The organism is Pseudomonas sp. SMV71 (assembly GCF_052042015.1).
In the GTDB taxonomy this organism is placed as follows: Bacteria; Pseudomonadota; Gammaproteobacteria; order Pseudomonadales; family Pseudomonadaceae; genus Aquipseudomonas.
This window is the reverse complement of record NZ_JBKGGU010000002.1, coordinates 201,684-218,738: the sequence shown is the minus strand read 5'-3', so window position 1 is coordinate 218,738 and position 17,055 is coordinate 201,684. Positions and strand designations below refer to the sequence as shown.

The window sequence follows — 17,055 nt, the reverse complement described above, 5'->3', positions numbered from 1 at the left end:
CGGTCGGTCCGACGCCGTGGGCGAAGCGACCGCCAAAAAAAGGGAACTGCTGCGCAGTTCAGCGGGAGCAAGCTCCCTCGCCACAGGCAAGCTACTTAGCCACGGACTCTTTTGCCGCCAGAGCAGGTTTCAGGCCAAATGCACGAGAACGATTTCGCTGTCCTCGACAGCGGTCACCCGCAATACCCGCTCGTCCTCAATCGCAACACCGTCTCGAGCTTGTGCCTGTAACCCGTTGATTTCAATAGTACCGGTAGCTGGAACAAGGTAAGCCCGACGTCCTGCATCCAGTACATACTCTGCGCTTTCTCCCGCCTTCAAGTTGGCGGCCACCAATCGTGCATCGGCGCGAATGCGCAGGCTCTGGTCATCGCCTGCCTTGCCGCTGGCCAGGGTCACGAATCCCTCGCGAGAATCCTTGGGAAAGGGTTTGGCACCCCACGATGGCGCCAAGCCTGCTTCGTTGGGGATGATCCAGATCTGGAAGATCCGCGTCGCCGTCGATTCGAGGTTGTACTCGCTGTGGGCGATGCCGGTGCCCGCGCTCATCACCTGCACATCACCCGCCTCGGTACGCCCTTTGTTGCCGAGGTTATCGTGGTGGGTGATAGCGCCTTCACGCACATAGGTGATGATTTCCATGTCCCGGTGCGGGTGTTGGGGGAAGCCGCTGCCAGGAGCGATGACATCGTCGTTCCAGACCCGCAGGTTGCCCCAATGCATGCGCTGGGGATCGTAATATTCGGCGAATGAAAAGTGATGATGCGCATCCAACCAGCCATGGTTGGCGGCGCCCAGGGAGGCGAAAGGCCTGAGTTCGAGCATGATCGTGTCCTTCTCCACTAGGAGGGAAAGGGTGATTGATAGCGATCATCTTCTTCGAGAAATACATCGATAAAAAGCGTAAAAAACGCGTCAAAACAATCGATTATTCTGATGCCGACCGGCGAGCCAACTTTCACTTCATCGCCTAACCCCATGACGCAAAAGGTTTTGGCTGGAACCGGAGGGCAAATCCAGACACCATAGCGGTCTTGGTTCAGAGCCCGGAGTCTCCCGCGTGTCGCAACACACACCCGATCTTCCCCCCGAACTTCTTCCCCTGGCCCAGATGCCCTGGTTCAAGCGTTTGGCTGCCCGGTTCTTCGGTCATGGCCTGAATCGGTTGCGGGCCCAGCATCGCGCCTCGTGGCTGCATGGGCAGGCCGATGGATTTCGCAGCGGCCATACCGCAGGTTTTGATTATGGTTATAAGGAAGGTCACGCCGAGGGGCTGGAGCAGGGACGCCAAGTCCTGTTGATCCGTGACTCCCGCAGCACCGAACATCCGGCCCCACAGGTCGATGACCTGTTGTTCGATGACTGGCGCCTGCCGCTGACCGCTGAGCTGAAGAAACGCATCAAGGCCGATGTCGCGCGGTTGTTACCGGCCCATGCCCAACCCAGTGCCGCACAGTGGAAGATGATCTTCAGCGACACACCTTCGACCTCGGTGGTTGCCGGAGCGGGTGCAGGCAAGTCCACGACCCTGGTGCTGCGGATTGTGTTGCTGGTCCATTACCTTGGGTTCGAGCTGGATTCGATGACGGTGGTGACATTTACACGTGAGTCGCGCAAGGATTTCATTCACAAACTCATCGAGGTGTTTGGCTTGTGGGGGCGCACCCTCAGCCTCAGGGAGGCGCGCGATCTGGTGCGCACCTTCCACGCGCGCATCCTGCCTATGGTTCGCAGTCTTCCGGGCTTCGAGCGGCTGCAGGCTTTCGAGACATTGAGTCACCGGTCCGAGGCCAATGATGCCGACATCGACGGCAATCCCTTCGATCTGCGGATCAACGACGCCCAACGCCAGCGACTCAACGCCTGCTACCACAGCCTCTACCAGCGCGACGAACGCTTCCGTGAGCTGATCAAGCCATTGTCCCGGCATGCGCTTGAGCTCAAAGCATTGGAACGCGATCACCCAGGCGTGCAAAAGCGCATCGCTGTGACTGAACTGGCTGCCCAGCGTGACAAAGCGTTATGCGATGCGGTGCAGGATCTCTGGCAGCGCGCCGGAGCATGGCCGATCAAGGGGATCGAGCCGAAGCGGCAGGCTTTCGAAATCAATGGCTCGACGTTCTACAGCCATGGCTACATTCCCTCCCTGGACGCCTGGGTGATGCTGGGTTTCGATCCGAGGGAAGATGCCCGTCTGAGTCGTCCAGGCGCCAAACTGAGTATCCGTGCAGAGTGGGCGGTCAAGCGAACCCTGTTTCAAGCTTTCTGCCGTAAACCTATGATTTGGCTTGAAAGTTATGAATCAGCGAAGCGAGTCCTAGGTTCATTGGCGGGTGACGCCAGCGCCGGCCCCGGCTTCGATTACAAGGTCAAGGGCGAGTTGGGATCGGCACCCTTGCTTGACTGTTTCGTGGCAGCGGCCGGATTTATCGAAAATCTCGGGCTCGACGTCCCGGATGCGGTAGGCCGGATGTCATTTGCCCAGGATGACCCTGATCGCTATTTCTTCGAGGCGTTGAGTCGTTTCTGGCGGGCCTTTGAAGATCACCTGCTGGACCAGTCGCCGCCGGTCATGACCTACAACCGGATGTTCGCGTTGTTCAGCGAGCACTCGCCGGAAAACTTCAAATTGCTCAGCGATGAGCAACTGCGGCCCATGGCACACCTGATGATCGACGAGTTCCAGGACGTCTCGCCGCAGATCGTCTCCTGGCTGCGGGCCAGCCTGCAGGAGGTACGTCGGCGCGGACCGACGATGCACATAGGCCGTGCCGCCCAGCGTTCATCCTTGCTGTGTGTTGGTGATGATTGGCAATCGATCTATGGCTGGCGGGGCAGCTCACCGAGTTACTTCATGGCATTCAACAAGCAGTTCCCGTCGCCGTCGACGACCCGGGTCATGCTGACCGACAACTACCGCAGCCATCAATACATCATTGATGCCGCCGAACATGTCGTGCGAGCGGCCGCCGCCATTCCAGGGAAAAAAGCCAAGGCCAGCGGCCAGCCGCGCTCGCCAAGCCCGGTCAATGTGCTGGATCGAGATGATGAAGGACTGGCGCAACGCCTGGACGAACACTATCGCAACGGTGATTCCGTCTTGATGTTGTATCGAAAAAGTAGCGATAAATTGTTGATAGAAAAGCATATTCTTCCAACAGTTAATGTGGATTCTAGCTTGCCCTATGAGGCGCGACGCTTGCGGCAAATGACTTATCACAGCGCCAAGGGTTTACAGGCCGACGCGGTGTTTCTGCTGGGCGACTGTCAGCACTTGAGCAGCTCCCCCTACAAGAACCAAGTGTATCGAATGGCCGGGCTGGGCCAGGATGGCGATACCGAGCCCTACGACACGGCGCAAAAGGACGAAATCCTGCGTCTGGCTTACGTGGGCATCACTCGGGCGGTGCAGCATTGCTATTGGTATGTCGACAGCCAGGAGGGTCAGGCCGCCAATGCGCCTAAGGCTTCGGATCGTATTGCGAAGGGTAAGCCGTTTTTTGCGGACTATCGGGGTGTGCGTAACGGTTGAGCGTTTGGCAGAAAAGGTGGGTTGAATCATTGTGGCGAGGGAGCTTGCTTCCGCTTGGGGGCGAAGCACCCACAAAAAAGGGCCGCTTCGCAGCCCGGCGGGAGCAAGCTCCCTCGCCACAGGGGCCAGTTCAGGAGGCAAACCGTCGCAAGCCGACCGGCGGCACGAAGGATTCCAGTTCGGCCTCCACCGCTTCGATGATGCGCTCCACGTCCGGGGCGTTCATGACGGTTGCGCACGGAATGCCGGCAATGGCGATCATGGTCTCGCCACTGGCACGGTCGAACAGGCGGGCGACCATGCTGCCTGGCGCGTCCATACTGGCTTCGAAGCCCATGGGATGGAAATGCCAGCGCATCAACTGGCAGGCGTTAGGGAAGGTAACCTTGCTGAAAGATCCTTTATTCATGTGTTGCCCACCTTCTTCAATCAAGCGCTTCCTTTTGCTCATGTCAGGAAGGAAGAGCCTTCATGGCTCCACCAATGAGAACTAAAAATAGCACCTGAAAATGAAAGACACGTGGCTTTTTTCAGTCCGTTTTGCGATTGGTTCAGTTTTTTTGATCTGGATCACTACTTAAGTCGTGATGTTAGGAGTGCCATCACTTTTCGCAGGCAGCGTCCTGATGTCCAGGCGAAGGCTCTGGAACGCGGCTTCTGACGGCAATGACCAAAGCTAGAATCATCAATAGCACGGCGATGCCAAAGGTCATGTGCAGCCCGTCGGCCACTGCCTCGGCTGTTGCCCGACCGGTACCGTTCATCGCCGAGGCCGCCGCGAATATCGCGCCAAGCACCGATGCCCCGGTAAAAAACCCGAGATTGCGCGAAAGATTGAGCAGCCCCGCGATGACGCCTCGCCTGTTCCCCGCGACTTCAGCCATCACGGCCGTGTTGTTGGCGGTCTGGAAGAGTGCATAGCCCAGGGTGGTTGTCACGATGGACGCTACATAGCCGCCGATGCCAAGGTCTGGGGTCACCACGGACAGCATCAGGCAACCCAGGACCAGGATCGCCAGCCCGGTGCGTCGGATGAGCGTCACACCGAAGCGGTCTGTCAGGCGCCCGGACGGTACCCCGGCGAGGGCTGCGACGCAGGGGCCCGCCGTCAGCACCAGCCCCACCCAGGTCGCGGGTAATTGCAGGGCGATGGAAAGATAGAAAGGCCCGACCAGCAGCGTGGCCATCATCACTGTCGCAACCAACCCGCTGGTGGCCAGGCCCGAAACCAGCTGCCGGTCCCGCAACATAGCCACCTGGATCAACGGCGATACGGCCCTGGATTGAACCCGGACAAATAACCCACCGGTACCGAGCGCGGCCAGCAGTAAAGCGCCGTTGATCCAACCGAAGTCTCCGCGTCCGGTCGTCATCGCCAAGGCATAAGCGGCCAGGGCTGCGGCTAGTAGCAGGGTCCCGGGTATGTCGAAGCGGCTGTGTCCCGTCTGCGCGGGCTGCGGTGAAGGCAAAGCGTGCCACGCCAACCACAGCGTAAGCAGCCCAAGGGGCAAGTTGATCAGGAACAACGCCTGCCAGCCAAAGCCGCTGATCAGCAGGCCGCCCATGCTGGGCCCGAGGGCGGTGCCCACCGCGGACAGGGTGGCCAGCAGCCCCATGGCACTGCCGGTCTTGTCCTGGGCTACCGTTTCGCCAACCAGCGCCAGCGTCAGTGTCATCATCACCGCAGCGCCCAGGCCTTGCAGCGCCCGGCCTGCCACCAGCCACCACAACGAAGGGGCCACGCCGCACAGCGCTGACGCAAAGGTGAACAGGGCAATTCCTGCCAGTAATAGCTTGCGCCGCCCGATCAGATCGCCCAAGCGACCGACACTGACGATCATGGTGGTGATCGCCAGCAGGTAGGCCAGCACCACCCATTGCACCTGCTGGAACGAGGCATCAAGTGCCTGGGCCAGTGTCGGCAGGCCTACCGTAGCAACGCTCGCGCCGAGGGACGCCAGCAGTGTCGACAGCGCGAGGCTTGCCAGCGCCCAGCGAGATGAGGCACGCGGTTCAGGATTAAGTGGTTTCATGATTCACCTTGTATGCGACGTTCGAAACGGAGCTGTCGCAACCATACGCCTGGGCATAACATGGCGGAAGACGCAGCATCTGCACGTTACAGCTGCATCAGACGCCATCTATTGAACGCCAACAGGATCCCGCTATGTCTTCGCCTGATCTCAATTTACTCATCACCCTCGATGTGCTGTTGGCCGAAGGGAGCGTGGCCCGTGCAGCCCGGCGATTGCGCCTGAGCCCGTCGGCCATGAGCCGGGCACTGGCCCGATTACGCGAAACCACTGGGGATCCGCTGCTGGTACGGGCTGGGCGCGGGTTGGTACCGACTCCGCGTGCGCTGGAGTTGAGAGAGCGGGTCAGTGAACTGGTGCAGGACGCGCAAGCCGTGTTGCGCCCGGCGCAGGTGCCGGATCTGAGCCGGTTGAACCGGACTTTCACGTTGCGTACCCGCGAGGGCTTCGTGGAAAACTTCGCCATCGACCTGATTGCCCGCATCAGCGCGCAGGCGCCCGGCGTCCGCCTGCGTTTCGTCGAGAAAGCCAGCAAGGACAGCACGGCGCTGCGCGAGGGCACCGCCGATCTGGAAACGGCCGTGGTGGACCGGGACACCGGCCCGGAGCTGCGCACCCAGGCGCTGTTCGGCGACCGCTTGATCGGTGTTGTGCGTTCGGGCCATCCGCTGAGCCAGGCTACCGTCAGTGCCGCCGATTACGCGGCTGGCGGGCACATTGGCGTTTCCATGCGCGGCCTGGACCAGGGGCCCGTCGACCAGGCCCTGGTGCCTTTGAAGCTGTCGCGAGAGATCATCACTGTCGTCCCGGGTTTCTCTTCGGCGTTGGGGCTTGCCCGTTCCAGTGACCTGATCGCCACGGTGCCTGAACGCTACACCACCCGACTGCGCGCCGGTATGCACAGCTTCACGTTGCCGTTTGCGGTTCCGGCGTTCACGATCGCAATGCTCTGGCACCCGCGGCTGGATGCTGATCCGGTCCATCGCTGGCTCCGAGGCTGTTTGCGCGAAGTGTGCAGTCGCAAAACGATAGATAACTAGTAGGTATTAATTAATAGCACTACGCTGGCACTTGTTGCGCGGCGTTACGCATATGGCAAGTTACCGATATTTAATATTTAAATAATGAATTGTCGGACAATCGCTAGTTTCGGCTGTTTGCTCCCTGTAGTAACGGGGGCGCGGCGTTTTGCGTCGCGGTTAAACGGTTAGTCCAGAAAACCAGGCTGAAAAAATCGCTAGACGTTTGATTTCCAATTGTGTCAGTTTTCTTGCGTCCTCATTGGGCGAGTGATTGGACGATCTCGCCAGAGATCGCCTATCCAATAAAAACTGTTCCACTTTTGCAAACAAGGAAGTGTGTTTATGTCGAAAGTCAAAAACAGCGCTATTGATTCCGCCGAACAATTGCTGTGGGCCCCGCAGGCATTGGCCGCCCCCAGTAACGCGTTCAATCAGATCAATAGTTTCAGCCACCAATATGACCGGGGCGGTAACCTGACCGTCAACGGCAAACCCTCCTACTCGGTCGACCAGGCGGCCACGCAGTTGCTGCGTGACGGCGCGGCGTACCAGGACCGCGATGGCAGCGGCAAGATCGAGTTGACCTACACCTTCCTGACCTCGGCTTCGTCCAGCACCATGAACAAGCACGGGATCAGCGGTTTCAGCCAGTTCAGCGCCCAGCAAAAAGCGCAGGCAGCGCTTGCCATGCAATCCTGGGCCGACGTAGCCAACGTGACGTTCACCGAGAAGGCCAGCGGTGGCGATGGCCATATGACCTTCGGCAACTACAGCAGCGGCCAGGACGGTGCAGCGGCGTTCGCCTACCTGCCGGGCACCGGTGCCGGCTACGACGGAACGTCGTGGTACCTGATCAACAGCAGCTACACCCAGAACAAGAATCCGGACTTGAACAACTACGGTCGCCAGACCCTGACCCACGAGATCGGCCATACCCTGGGCCTGGCGCACCCCGGTGACTACAACGCCGGCGAAGGTGCGCCGACCTACGATGACGCCACCTATGGCCAGGACACCCGTGGCTACAGCGTCATGAGTTACTGGAGTGAGAGCAATACTGGCCAGAACTTCAGCAAGGGCGGGGTGGAAGCCTATTCCTCCGGCCCACTGATGGACGACATTGCCGCAATCCAGAAGCTTTACGGCGCCAATACCAGCACGCGCACGGGTGACACCACCTACGGTTTCAACTCCAATGCCGGCCGCGATTTCCTGAGCGCATCCTCGTCGTCGGACAAGGTGGTGTTCTCTGTGTGGGACGCCGGCGGTCGCGACACCCTGGATTTCTCCGGCTTCACCCAGAACCAGAAAATCAACCTCAATGACGCCTCGTTCTCCGACGTCGGCGGCCTGGTGGGCAACGTGTCCATCGCCAAGGGCGCGATCATCGAAAACGCCATTGGCGGCTCGGGCAGCGACCTGCTGATCGGCAACGCGGCGGCCAACGAGCTCAAGGGCGGCGCCGGCAACGATATTCTCTGGGGCGCTGGCGGTGCGGACAAACTGTGGGGTGGCACGGGCTCGGACACTTTCGTGTTTGCCGCCAGTTCCGACTCGCGGCCGGGGACGGTGGACCAGATCCTCGACTTTGTCAGTGGCCTGGACAAGATTGACCTGACCGGCATCACCAAAGGCGCAGGCCTGCACTTCGTGAATGCATTTACCGGTGCGGCGGGCGATGCAGTGCTGTCGACATCCGGCGGCAACAGTCTGTTGTCGGTGGACTTCTCCGGGCATGGCGTGGCTGACTTCCTGGTCAGCACCGTCGGCCAGGCGGCGGTCTCGGACATCGTAGCCTGATGTCCCTGTGGCGAGGGAGCTTGCTCCCGCTGAGGCGCGCAGAGGCTCCAAGGGCTGGCGGCCGCTGCGCGCCCGAGCGGGAGCAAGCTCCCTCGCCACAACTCATTTCAACTGCTGAGCCAGGTGATAACGCAAGGGAAATGAGCGAAGAATTCATACGTCGCAGCACCTCGGCTTTCTCGGTGCTGCTTGCCACGCTGATGATGTTGTCTGGAGAAGCAGTCATGGCCCGCAGTCTGTTGTTAATGGAACCGTCGCAATTGGCAGGTCAATGGCAGGCCGTGTTGTCGGGCCCGAATGAAGACGCACAAACCCAGGCGATGCAGGACAAGCCTTCCAATGTCTGCCTGGTTGAGCTCAAGGCCGACCAGACCCTGGCCGGGCAAACCGATTGCCTGGGTCACTGGTTGGGGGAAGAGCCGGTCCAATGGTTCACCGAGCCCGACGGTCTTTCCCTTCTTGGCAGGCGCAACTTGAGAGTTCACTTGGGATTACGGCGTGAACATCACTATCAAGTCTTGTTGAAGTCCGGTTTGACGCTGAGGCTAGAGCGCAAGAAACCTACTGCTGAAGACTAATACTGCACGGCTTTGAACGATGTTTTGGGCGTACCTGTTATATCAGGCGTGTGTTTCGACGTAGCCAGCGTTAATAACAAAAAATCAGCCGCTTGAATAACAAGCCAGTTCCCTGGCGAAGCCAACAGCAAGGAAGACCATGGATAAGGCAAGGAGCGCCGCTGCGATGCCGTTGTATAAAGCGCTGGGCGATTACAAGAGCATCTTGATCAGCGTCGGTTGTTTTACTGCGCTGGTCAATGTGCTGATGTTGGCGCCATCGATTTACATGCTCCAGGTCTATGACCGGGGCCTGTCATCCCAGAATGAAACGACCTTGTGGATGTTGTCGCTGATGGTCGTGGGGTTCTTTGTATTCATCGGGCTGCTGGAGATGCTGCGCAGCTTCGTTGTGATTCGCATCGGCAGCCAGTTGGAGCGACGCTTCAACCTCCAGGTGTATCAGGCGGCATTCGAGCGCAACCTGCGCCAGGGTGAAGGCAATGCCGGGCAGTCCTTGGGCGACCTCACTCAGCTCCGCCAGTTCGTCACCGGGCCGGCGCTGTTCGCGTTCTTCGACGCGCCCTGGTTCCCGATCTATCTGCTGGTGATCTACCTGTTCAATGTTTGGCTCGGCGTATTCGCCTCCGTCGGCACGTTGCTGCTGATCGGTCTGGCCTGCCTGAACGAAACCATGACCAAAAAACCGTTGAGCCAGGCCAGCGTGTTCTCCCAACGTTCCAGCCAGTTGGCCACCAGCCATTTGCACAACGCCGAGACGATCCAGGCCATGGGCATGCTCAATGTGTTGCGGGGCCGCTGGTTTGCCGTGCATTCGCGCTTTCTTGGCTTGCAGAACCAGGCCAGTGACACCGGTGCGGTGATCAGCTCGCTGAGCAAGACTTTGCGCCTGTGCCTGCAATCGCTGGTATTGGGCCTGGGGGCGCTGCTGGTGATCAAGGGCCAGATGACCGCGGGGATGATGATCGCCGGGTCGATCCTGATGGGCCGGGTGTTGAGCCCCATCGACCAACTGATTGCGGTGTGGAAGCAGTGGAGCGGTGCCAAGCTGGCTTATCGGCGCCTGGATGCATTGTTGCAGGCATTTGCGCCGCGGGACGAGGGGATGGCATTGCCGGCGCCCAAGGGCCAGGTGAGTTTCGAACAAGTCAGCGCCGGTCCGCCCGGGCAACGTCAGGCGACGTTGCAGCAGGTCAGCTTCGCGCTGGCCTCCGGCGAGGTACTTGGCGTACTCGGCGCGTCGGGCTCCGGTAAATCGACCCTGGCCCGCGTGCTGGTAGGCGTCTGGCCGACCCTCGGCGGCACCGTGCGCCTGGATGGGGCGGATATCCATCGCTGGAACCGCGACCAGCTCGGCCCTTACATCGGCTATCTGCCCCAGGACATCGAATTGTTCAGCGGCAGCATTGCCGACAACATCGCCCGGTTTCGCGAGGCCGATCCGCAAAAGGTCGTGGCGGCCGCGCAACAGGCCGGGGTCCATGAACTGATCCTGCGCATGCCCCAGGGCTACGACACGCTGTTGGGTGAAGATGGCAGTGGTTTGTCCGGCGGGCAGAAGCAACGCGTCGCCCTGGCCCGGGCGATGTACGACCGACCAAGCCTGGTGGTGCTCGACGAACCCAACTCGAACCTCGACACGGTCGGCGAGGCGGCGCTGGCCAGCGCCATCGCGCAAATGAAAGCCCAAGGCACCAGCGTCGTGCTGGTCACCCATCGTTCCTCGGCGCTGGCCCAGGCAGACAAGTTGCTGGTCCTCAATGAAGGCCGGCTCCAGGCCTTCGGCCCGAGCCAGGAGGTGCTGCGGGCGCTGTCCGGCCAGTCGGAGTCACAGCGAAGCGCGCAGCCCGCCAGCCCTCAGCCAGCCCCTAATGGCCTGAGCATGAGTCGTCAATATCAGACTGCCGGCAAACCCGGCGGCGCATGAGCAAGGATTGCTGCATGAGTTTTGAACACACTCAAGCTTTTGAGCGCCCCGAGCGCGACGCGCGTTTCTTCACCCGCCTGGGCTGGCTGCTGGCGATCATGGGCGCCGGCAGTTTCTTTGCCTGGGCCAGCCTTGCGCCGTTGGACCAGGGCATTGCCGTGCAAGGCACCGTGGTGGTCTCCGGCAAACGCAAGGCGGTGCAATCGATGAGCGGCGGCGTGGTCAGCCGGATTCTGGTGCGTGAAGGCGAGGCCGTGACCCAGGGCCAACCGCTGTTCCGCCTCGATCAGACCCAGGCTGCCGCTGATGTCCAGTCGTTGCAGGCGCAGTACCGGATGGCCTGGGCCAGCCTGGCACGCTGGCAAAGTGAGCGCGATGGCCTCACGCAAGTGAGTTTCCCGGTCGAGCTGAGCCAGGATTCCGATCCGCGCCTGGCCCTGATGCTCGAAGGCCAGCGGCAGCTGTTCAGCAGCCGGCGGGAAGCCTTTGCCCGCGAGCAGGCCGCGTTGCGCGCCGCCATCGAAGGCGCCACCGCGCAATTGGCGGGCATGCGCCGGGCTCGCAGCGACCTGACGGCACAGGCCGAATCCTTGCGCCTGCAACTGGGCAACCTGCAACCCTTGGCAGACAATGGCTACATCCCGCGCAACCGCCTGCTGGACTACCAACGCCAGCTGTCACAGGTGCAGCAGGAACTGGCGCAGAACAGCGGTGAGAGCGGCCGGGTGGAGCAGGGGATTGTCGAGTCGCGCCTGAAGCTGCAGCAGCACCGCGAGGAATACCAGAAGGAAGTGCGCAGCCAGTTGGCCGAGGCCCAGCTAAAGAGCGAAACCCTGCAGCAGCAATTGAAATCCGCTGGCTTCGAATTGCAACACAGCGAAATCCTTGCCACCGCCGATGGCATCGCCGTCAACCTCGGGGTGCACACCGAAGGCGCGGTGGTGCGCCAGGGCGATACCTTGCTGGAAATCGTGCCTCAGGGCACGCGCCTGGAAGTGGAAGGGCACCTGCCGGTCAACCTGGTCGACAAGGTCGGCACTCATTTGCCGGTAGACATCCTGTTTACCGCCTTCAACCAGAACCGCACGCCCCGGGTCCCGGGGGAGGTCAGCTTGATCTCCGCCGACCAGATGATCGATGAAAAGACCGGGGCGCCGTATTACGTGCTGCGCAGCAGCGTCAGCGATACGGCCCTGGAAAAACTCAACGGCCTGGTGGTCAAGCCGGGGATGCCGGCCGAGATGTTCGTGCGTACCGGCGAGCGCTCGCTGCTCAACTACCTGTTCAAACCGCTGCTCGACCGAGCAGGCGTTGCGTTGACCGAAGAATAAGAAGGATTTCCGGCGCCATGAAGCGTTTCCACTGGCTGGCCGTGCTGGCCGCTTTTAGCTGTTCCGACGTCCGCGCCATGGGCCCGTTCGAATTCTACGAGCAGGCGCTGCGCAATGACCCGGTCTATCTGGGAGCGATCAAGGAGCGCGACGCAGGCCTGGAGAATCGCGCCATTGGTCGCGCCGGGCTGCTGCCACACCTGGGCTACAGCTACAACAAGGGCCGCAACCAATCCAAGGTCACCTACCTCAACGACCGCGGCGCCAGCCAGCATGACGACCGCAACTACAGCAGCTACGGCTCCAGCCTGACCCTGCAACAACCCTTGCTCGACTACGAGGCCTACGCGGCATACCGCAAAGGCGTGGCCCAGGCGCTGTTCGCCGATGAAAACTTCCGGGGCAAAAGCCAGGAACTGTTGGTGCGAGTGCTGAGCAGTTACACCCAGGCGTTGTTCGCCCAGGACCAGATCGACATCGCCCAGGCCAAGAAGAAAGCCTTCGAACAACAGTTTCGGCAGAACGAGCAGTTGTTTCGCCAGGGTGAGGGGACGCGCACCGACATCCTGGAGGCCGAATCGCGCTATGAATTGGCAACGGCCGAAGAAATCGAGGCACGCAATGAGCAGGATGCCGCTTTGCGTGAGCTGGGTTCGCTGATTGGCGTGCCGGGCCTGGACATCGGCGACCTGGCCCCCCTGAACGACAGCTTCCAGACCTTTGCCTTGCAGCCGGCCAGTTTCGACACCTGGCACGAACTGGCGGTGAGCAACAATCCGAACCTGGCCTCCCAGCGTCAGGCGGTGGAGGTGGCGCGCTACGAGGTGGAGCGCAACCGCGCCGGCCACCTGCCGAAGATCAACGCCTACGCGACCATGCGCCAGAACGAGTCGGAGAGCGGCAATACCTATAACCAACGCTACGACACCAACACCATCGGCCTGGAAGTCAGCGTGCCGTTGTACGCCGGCGGCGGGGTCTCGGCCTCGACCCGCCAGGCCAGCCGCCACAAGGAGCAGGCCGAATACGAGCTGGATGCCAAGACCCGCGAGACGCTGATCGAACTGCGTCGCCAGTTCAGCGCCTGTGTGTCCGGGGTGAACAAGCTGCGGGCCTACAAAAAAGCCCTGGCATCCGCCGAGGCGCTGGTGGTGTCGACCCGGCAAAGCATCCTTGGCGGTGAAAGGGTCAACCTCGACGCGCTCAACGCTGAACAACAGCTCTACACCACCCGCCGCGACCTGGCGCAGGCCCGCTACGACTACCTGATGGCCTGGACCCGGTTGCATTACTACGCCGGCACGCTGGGGGCGCAGGATTTGGCGAAGGTGGATGAAGCGTTTGTAACCCAAGCGCGCTGAGGGTGCCCAGGCTGGCGATACCCCTGTGGCGAGGGAGCTTGCTCCCGCTCGAGTGCGTAGCGCTCGCAAGCTTTCTTGGGTCTGCTGCGCAGCCCAGCGGGACCAAGCTCCCTCGCCACAGGGGATCGGGCCGGTCGTCATACCAGCGAGGCCTGATCAGGCAGTAAGGCCGGTCGTCATACCAGCGAGGCCTGATCAGGCAGTAACCACAGGTTCTTTGCAACAACTAAGGATGGTGCGTGATGAAAACCGCTAACAACAAATACCCGAGAAAATTCGGGCGCATGTTTGCGCTCAACACCCTCAACCATGCCATGCTCTGCGCGCTGGCAACCCTGGGCACGGCCCAGGCGGCGCCCTATGTCGAAGGCGGCACGCGGGGCAACCCGGACAGCTGGCGCAGCAGCGAATTCAATGCCGAGTGGGGCCTGGGCGCGATCAACGCCCAGCAAGCCTACGCGGCGGGCTACACCGGCAAGGGCGTGAAACTGGGGATCTTCGACCAGCCGGTGTATGCGGCCCACCCGGAGTTCTCCGGCGCCAACAAAGTCGTGACCCTGGTCACCAGCGGCATCCGTGAGTACACCGACCCGTACATTCCGGTGAAGGCTGGCGATCCGTTCCGCTATGACGGCTCGCCCACGGTCGGTTCCGACGGCAAGCTCGGTTCCCATGGCACCCACGTCGGCGGAATCGCGGCCGGCAGTCGCGACGGCGGGCCGATGCACGGGGTGGCGTTCGATGCGCAGATCATCAGCGCCGACAACGGTGATCCAGGCCCCGAGGACGGCATCATCCTGGGCAACGACGGCGCGGTATACAAGGCCGGTTGGGATGCGCTGATCGCCAGTGGTGCACGAATCATCAACAACAGCTGGGGCATCGGCATCACGGACCGCTTCGACCAGGGCGGCCGGGACCCGGCGTTCCCGCACTTCACCGTGCAGGACGCGCAGCTGCAATTCGACCAGATCAAACCGTTGCTGGGCACCAAGCCCGGCGGCGCCTATGAAGGCGCCATCGCCGCCGCCCGCAGTGGCATCGTAACGATCTTTGCCGCCGGCAACGATTACAACCTCAACAACCCCGACGCCATCGCTGGCCTGGCATATTTCGTACCCGAGATCGCGCCGAACTGGCTGACGGTCGCCGCCCTGCAGGTCAACCCGGACACCGCCAGCCCGAATCCGTACACCATCAGCACCTTCTCGTCGCGCTGCGGTTACACGGCGAGCTTCTGCGTGTCGGCACCTGGCACCCGGGTCTACAGCGCGATCATCGGTGGCACCAGTGCCGACGACCTGACCGTGGGCTACGGCAACAAGAGCGGCACTTCCATGGCCGCGCCTCACGTGGCCGGCAGCGCGGCGGTGCTGATGGAGCGCTTCCCTTACATGACCGGCGCGCAGATCGCCAGCGTGCTGCGCACCACAGCCACCGACATGGGCGCGCCGGGGGTCGATTCGCTCTATGGGTGGGGCATGATCAATCTGGGCAAGGCCATCGATGGCCCATCGATGCTGGTCACCGAGCAAGATATTCCCGAGGAGTTTCGTATCGATGGCGCCTACGGCTCCGGGCAGTTCGTCGCGAATTTGCCGGGCATCGGCGCGATCATCGATGCCGGCAAACCCACTGAGCGGGTGTGCAGCGGCATTCAGTGTGGCCTGGACGTCTGGCGCAACGACATTTCCGGTCATGGCGGCCTGACCAAGGAAGGGCTCGGGACGCTGGTGTTGACCGGCGAAAACACCTACAGCGGCCCGACCCTGGTCAACCAGGGGAGATTGGCGATCAACGGTTCGCTGGCGTCGGCCGTTACAGTCAACGAAGGCGGTATCCTCGGCGGCAACGGACGCATCGCCAGCCTGACCGCCAACCGTGGCGGCAGCGTGGCGCCGGGTAATTCCATCGGCACGCTGCAAGTGGCCGGTGACGTGACGTTCCAGCCCGGTTCGACCTACGCGGTGGAAGTCTCGCCGACCTCCAGCGACATGATCGTCGCGGGCGGCAAAGCGTCCATCGAGGGCGCGACCGTGGCGCTGTCCCTGGAAAACAGCGCGACCCTGCTCACTGCCAGCGAAGTGAAAAGCCTGGTCGGCACGCAGTTCAATATCCTCCAGGCGGCCGGTGGTATCGAAGGGCGTTTCGGCGAGGTCTTGCCCAACTATGCATTTCTCGGCGGCAATCTGGCCTATACCGGAAACGGCATTCAATTGGCGGTGGCACGTAATGACGCGTCTTTTGCCAGCCTCGGCCTGACGCCCAATCAACGTGCCGTGGCGAACGCCGTCGAGCAACTGGGCGCGGGCAACGGGCTTTATGAAGCCTTGTTGTTGTCGCCCAGCGCTGCGGCGGCGCAACAGGCGTTCCAGCAACTGTCCGGTGAGATTCATCCCGCCGTCGGCACGCTGCTGATCAACGACAGTCGTCATTTGCGCGACGCCGTGACTGACCGTCTGCGCCAGGACGCGCTATATGATGCCAACACGCCGACCGACGCGGACAGCAACGTCTGGGTCAAGGTGCTCGGTGCCTGGGGCAAAAGCGATGGCGGCCATGACCAGGCCAGTTCTACCAGCTCCATCGGTGGCCTGCTGGCCGGCGTCGATGGCCTGATCAGCGAGCAGACGCGCCTGGGTTTCGTCACCGGTTACAGCGACAGCTCCTTGAGCATGGGCGATGGCACGCATTCTTCGGCCAAGATCGACAGCTATCACCTGGGCGCCTACCTGGGGCATGAAATCGACGCCTTGCGCCTGAGCGTCGGTGGCGCCTACAGCTGGCATCGCATCGATGTCCAGCGTGACGTGCAGTGGGGCGACAGCGCCGGTCGGGAAAAAACCAAGCGCGATGCCCGAAGCGCCCAGCTGTTCACCGAAGCGGCCTATCGCCTCGAACTGCAACCGCTGGCGTTGGAACCATTCGCCAACCTGGCCTATGTGCACCTGGACAGTGACAGCTTCCGCGAGAAAGGTGACAACGCGGCCCTGCGCGGTGGTGATGATCGCCGCGATGCCGTGCTCTCGACCCTGGGCCTGCGGGCCAGTCATACCCTTGCGCTGTCACAGGAGCAGCAACTGCAACTGTCCGGCTCCCTCGGCTGGCAGCACAACCTGAGCAACACCCGCTCCGAGCAGGACCTGGCCTTCGCCGGCAGCCCGAACACCTTCGCCGTGCAAAGCGTGTCGATGGACCGCAACGCCGCGGTGGTCGGCGCGCGTGCCGGGCTGGCGGTGGCCAAGGACGTGCGGGTCAACCTGGACTACAACGGCTTGCTGGGCTCGCGGGATAAAACCCATGGCGTGGGGCTGACGCTGGATTGGCAGTTCTGAGCAGGGAGGTTTGAACGCATCACCCTGTGGCGAGGGAGCTTGCTCCCGCTGGGCTGCGCAGCAGACCCAAAAAGCTTGTGAGCGCTGCGCACTGGTGCGCCAGCCCGGTCAAGCGGGAGCAAGCTCCCTCGCCACA

Annotated in this window: 11 protein-coding genes; 8 read left to right on the top strand and 3 right to left on the bottom strand. The window is 61.7% G+C overall.

All coding sequences use genetic code 11. The features are described from left to right. Nucleotides 1–129: 129 nt before the first annotated feature. The gene (locus ACLEJQ_RS02865; protein ID WP_440791984.1) at nt 130–825 is read right to left on the bottom strand and encodes a pirin family protein; all 696 of its coding nucleotides are present in this window, start codon (nt 823–825) and stop codon (nt 130–132) included. Nucleotides 826–1,060: 235 nt separating this feature from the next. On the opposite strand from ACLEJQ_RS02865, the gene ACLEJQ_RS02860 reads away from it, so the two are divergent. Continuing rightward, nucleotides 1,061–3,532 carry a UvrD-helicase domain-containing protein gene (locus ACLEJQ_RS02860; RefSeq protein WP_440791982.1) on the top strand — a complete coding sequence of 824 codons (2,472 nt, stop codon included), beginning with the start codon at nt 1,061–1,063 and terminating at the stop codon, nt 3,530–3,532. 130 nt (nt 3,533–3,662) lie between these two features. Here the strand turns inward: ACLEJQ_RS02860 and ACLEJQ_RS02855 are convergent, their stop codons facing one another. Together ACLEJQ_RS02855 and ACLEJQ_RS02850 are read right to left on the bottom strand one after the other, a co-directional pair. Next, nucleotides 3,663–3,941: a DUF1652 domain-containing protein gene (locus ACLEJQ_RS02855; RefSeq protein WP_003181824.1), complete on the bottom strand. Its 279-nt coding sequence runs from the start codon at nt 3,939–3,941 to the stop codon at nt 3,663–3,665. Nucleotides 3,942–4,134: 193 nt separating this feature from the next. Further along, the gene (locus ACLEJQ_RS02850; protein ID WP_440791980.1) at nt 4,135–5,565 is read right to left on the bottom strand and encodes an MFS transporter; all 1,431 of its coding nucleotides are present in this window, start codon (nt 5,563–5,565) and stop codon (nt 4,135–4,137) included. A 134-nt stretch (nt 5,566–5,699) separates the two neighbouring features. On the opposite strand from ACLEJQ_RS02850, the gene ACLEJQ_RS02845 reads away from it, so the two are divergent. From ACLEJQ_RS02845 to ACLEJQ_RS02815, 7 genes are all read left to right on the top strand, one after another. After that, complete coding sequence (locus ACLEJQ_RS02845) at nt 5,700–6,605, top strand: LysR family transcriptional regulator (protein ID WP_440791979.1); 906 nt, start codon at nt 5,700–5,702, stop codon at nt 6,603–6,605. Between the two features lie 324 nt (nt 6,606–6,929). Then, complete coding sequence (locus tag ACLEJQ_RS02840) at nt 6,930–8,387, top strand: serralysin family metalloprotease (protein WP_440791977.1); 1,458 nt, start codon at nt 6,930–6,932, stop codon at nt 8,385–8,387. 140 nt (nt 8,388–8,527) lie between these two features. Next, nucleotides 8,528–8,965 carry an AprI/Inh family metalloprotease inhibitor gene (locus tag ACLEJQ_RS02835; RefSeq protein ID WP_440791975.1) on the top strand — a complete coding sequence of 146 codons (438 nt, stop codon included), beginning with the start codon at nt 8,528–8,530 and terminating at the stop codon, nt 8,963–8,965. Between the two features lie 139 nt (nt 8,966–9,104). Further along, nucleotides 9,105–10,892 carry a type I secretion system permease/ATPase gene (locus ACLEJQ_RS02830; protein WP_440791973.1) on the top strand — a complete coding sequence of 596 codons (1,788 nt, stop codon included), beginning with the start codon at nt 9,105–9,107 and terminating at the stop codon, nt 10,890–10,892. 14 nt (nt 10,893–10,906) lie between these two features. Continuing rightward, a complete protein-coding gene (locus ACLEJQ_RS02825; RefSeq protein WP_440791972.1) occupies nt 10,907–12,223 on the top strand; it encodes an HlyD family type I secretion periplasmic adaptor subunit in 1,317 nt (438 codons plus the stop codon). Nucleotides 12,224–12,240: 17 nt separating this feature from the next. Continuing rightward, nucleotides 12,241–13,584, top strand: a complete 1,344-nt coding sequence (locus ACLEJQ_RS02820) for a TolC family outer membrane protein (RefSeq protein WP_440791970.1) — start codon at nt 12,241–12,243, stop codon at nt 13,582–13,584. A gap of 284 nt (nt 13,585–13,868) precedes the next feature. Beyond that, nucleotides 13,869–16,919 carry an autotransporter domain-containing protein gene (locus tag ACLEJQ_RS02815; protein ID WP_440792125.1) on the top strand — a complete coding sequence of 1,017 codons (3,051 nt, stop codon included), beginning with the start codon at nt 13,869–13,871 and terminating at the stop codon, nt 16,917–16,919. Nucleotides 16,920–17,055 lie beyond the last annotated feature (136 nt).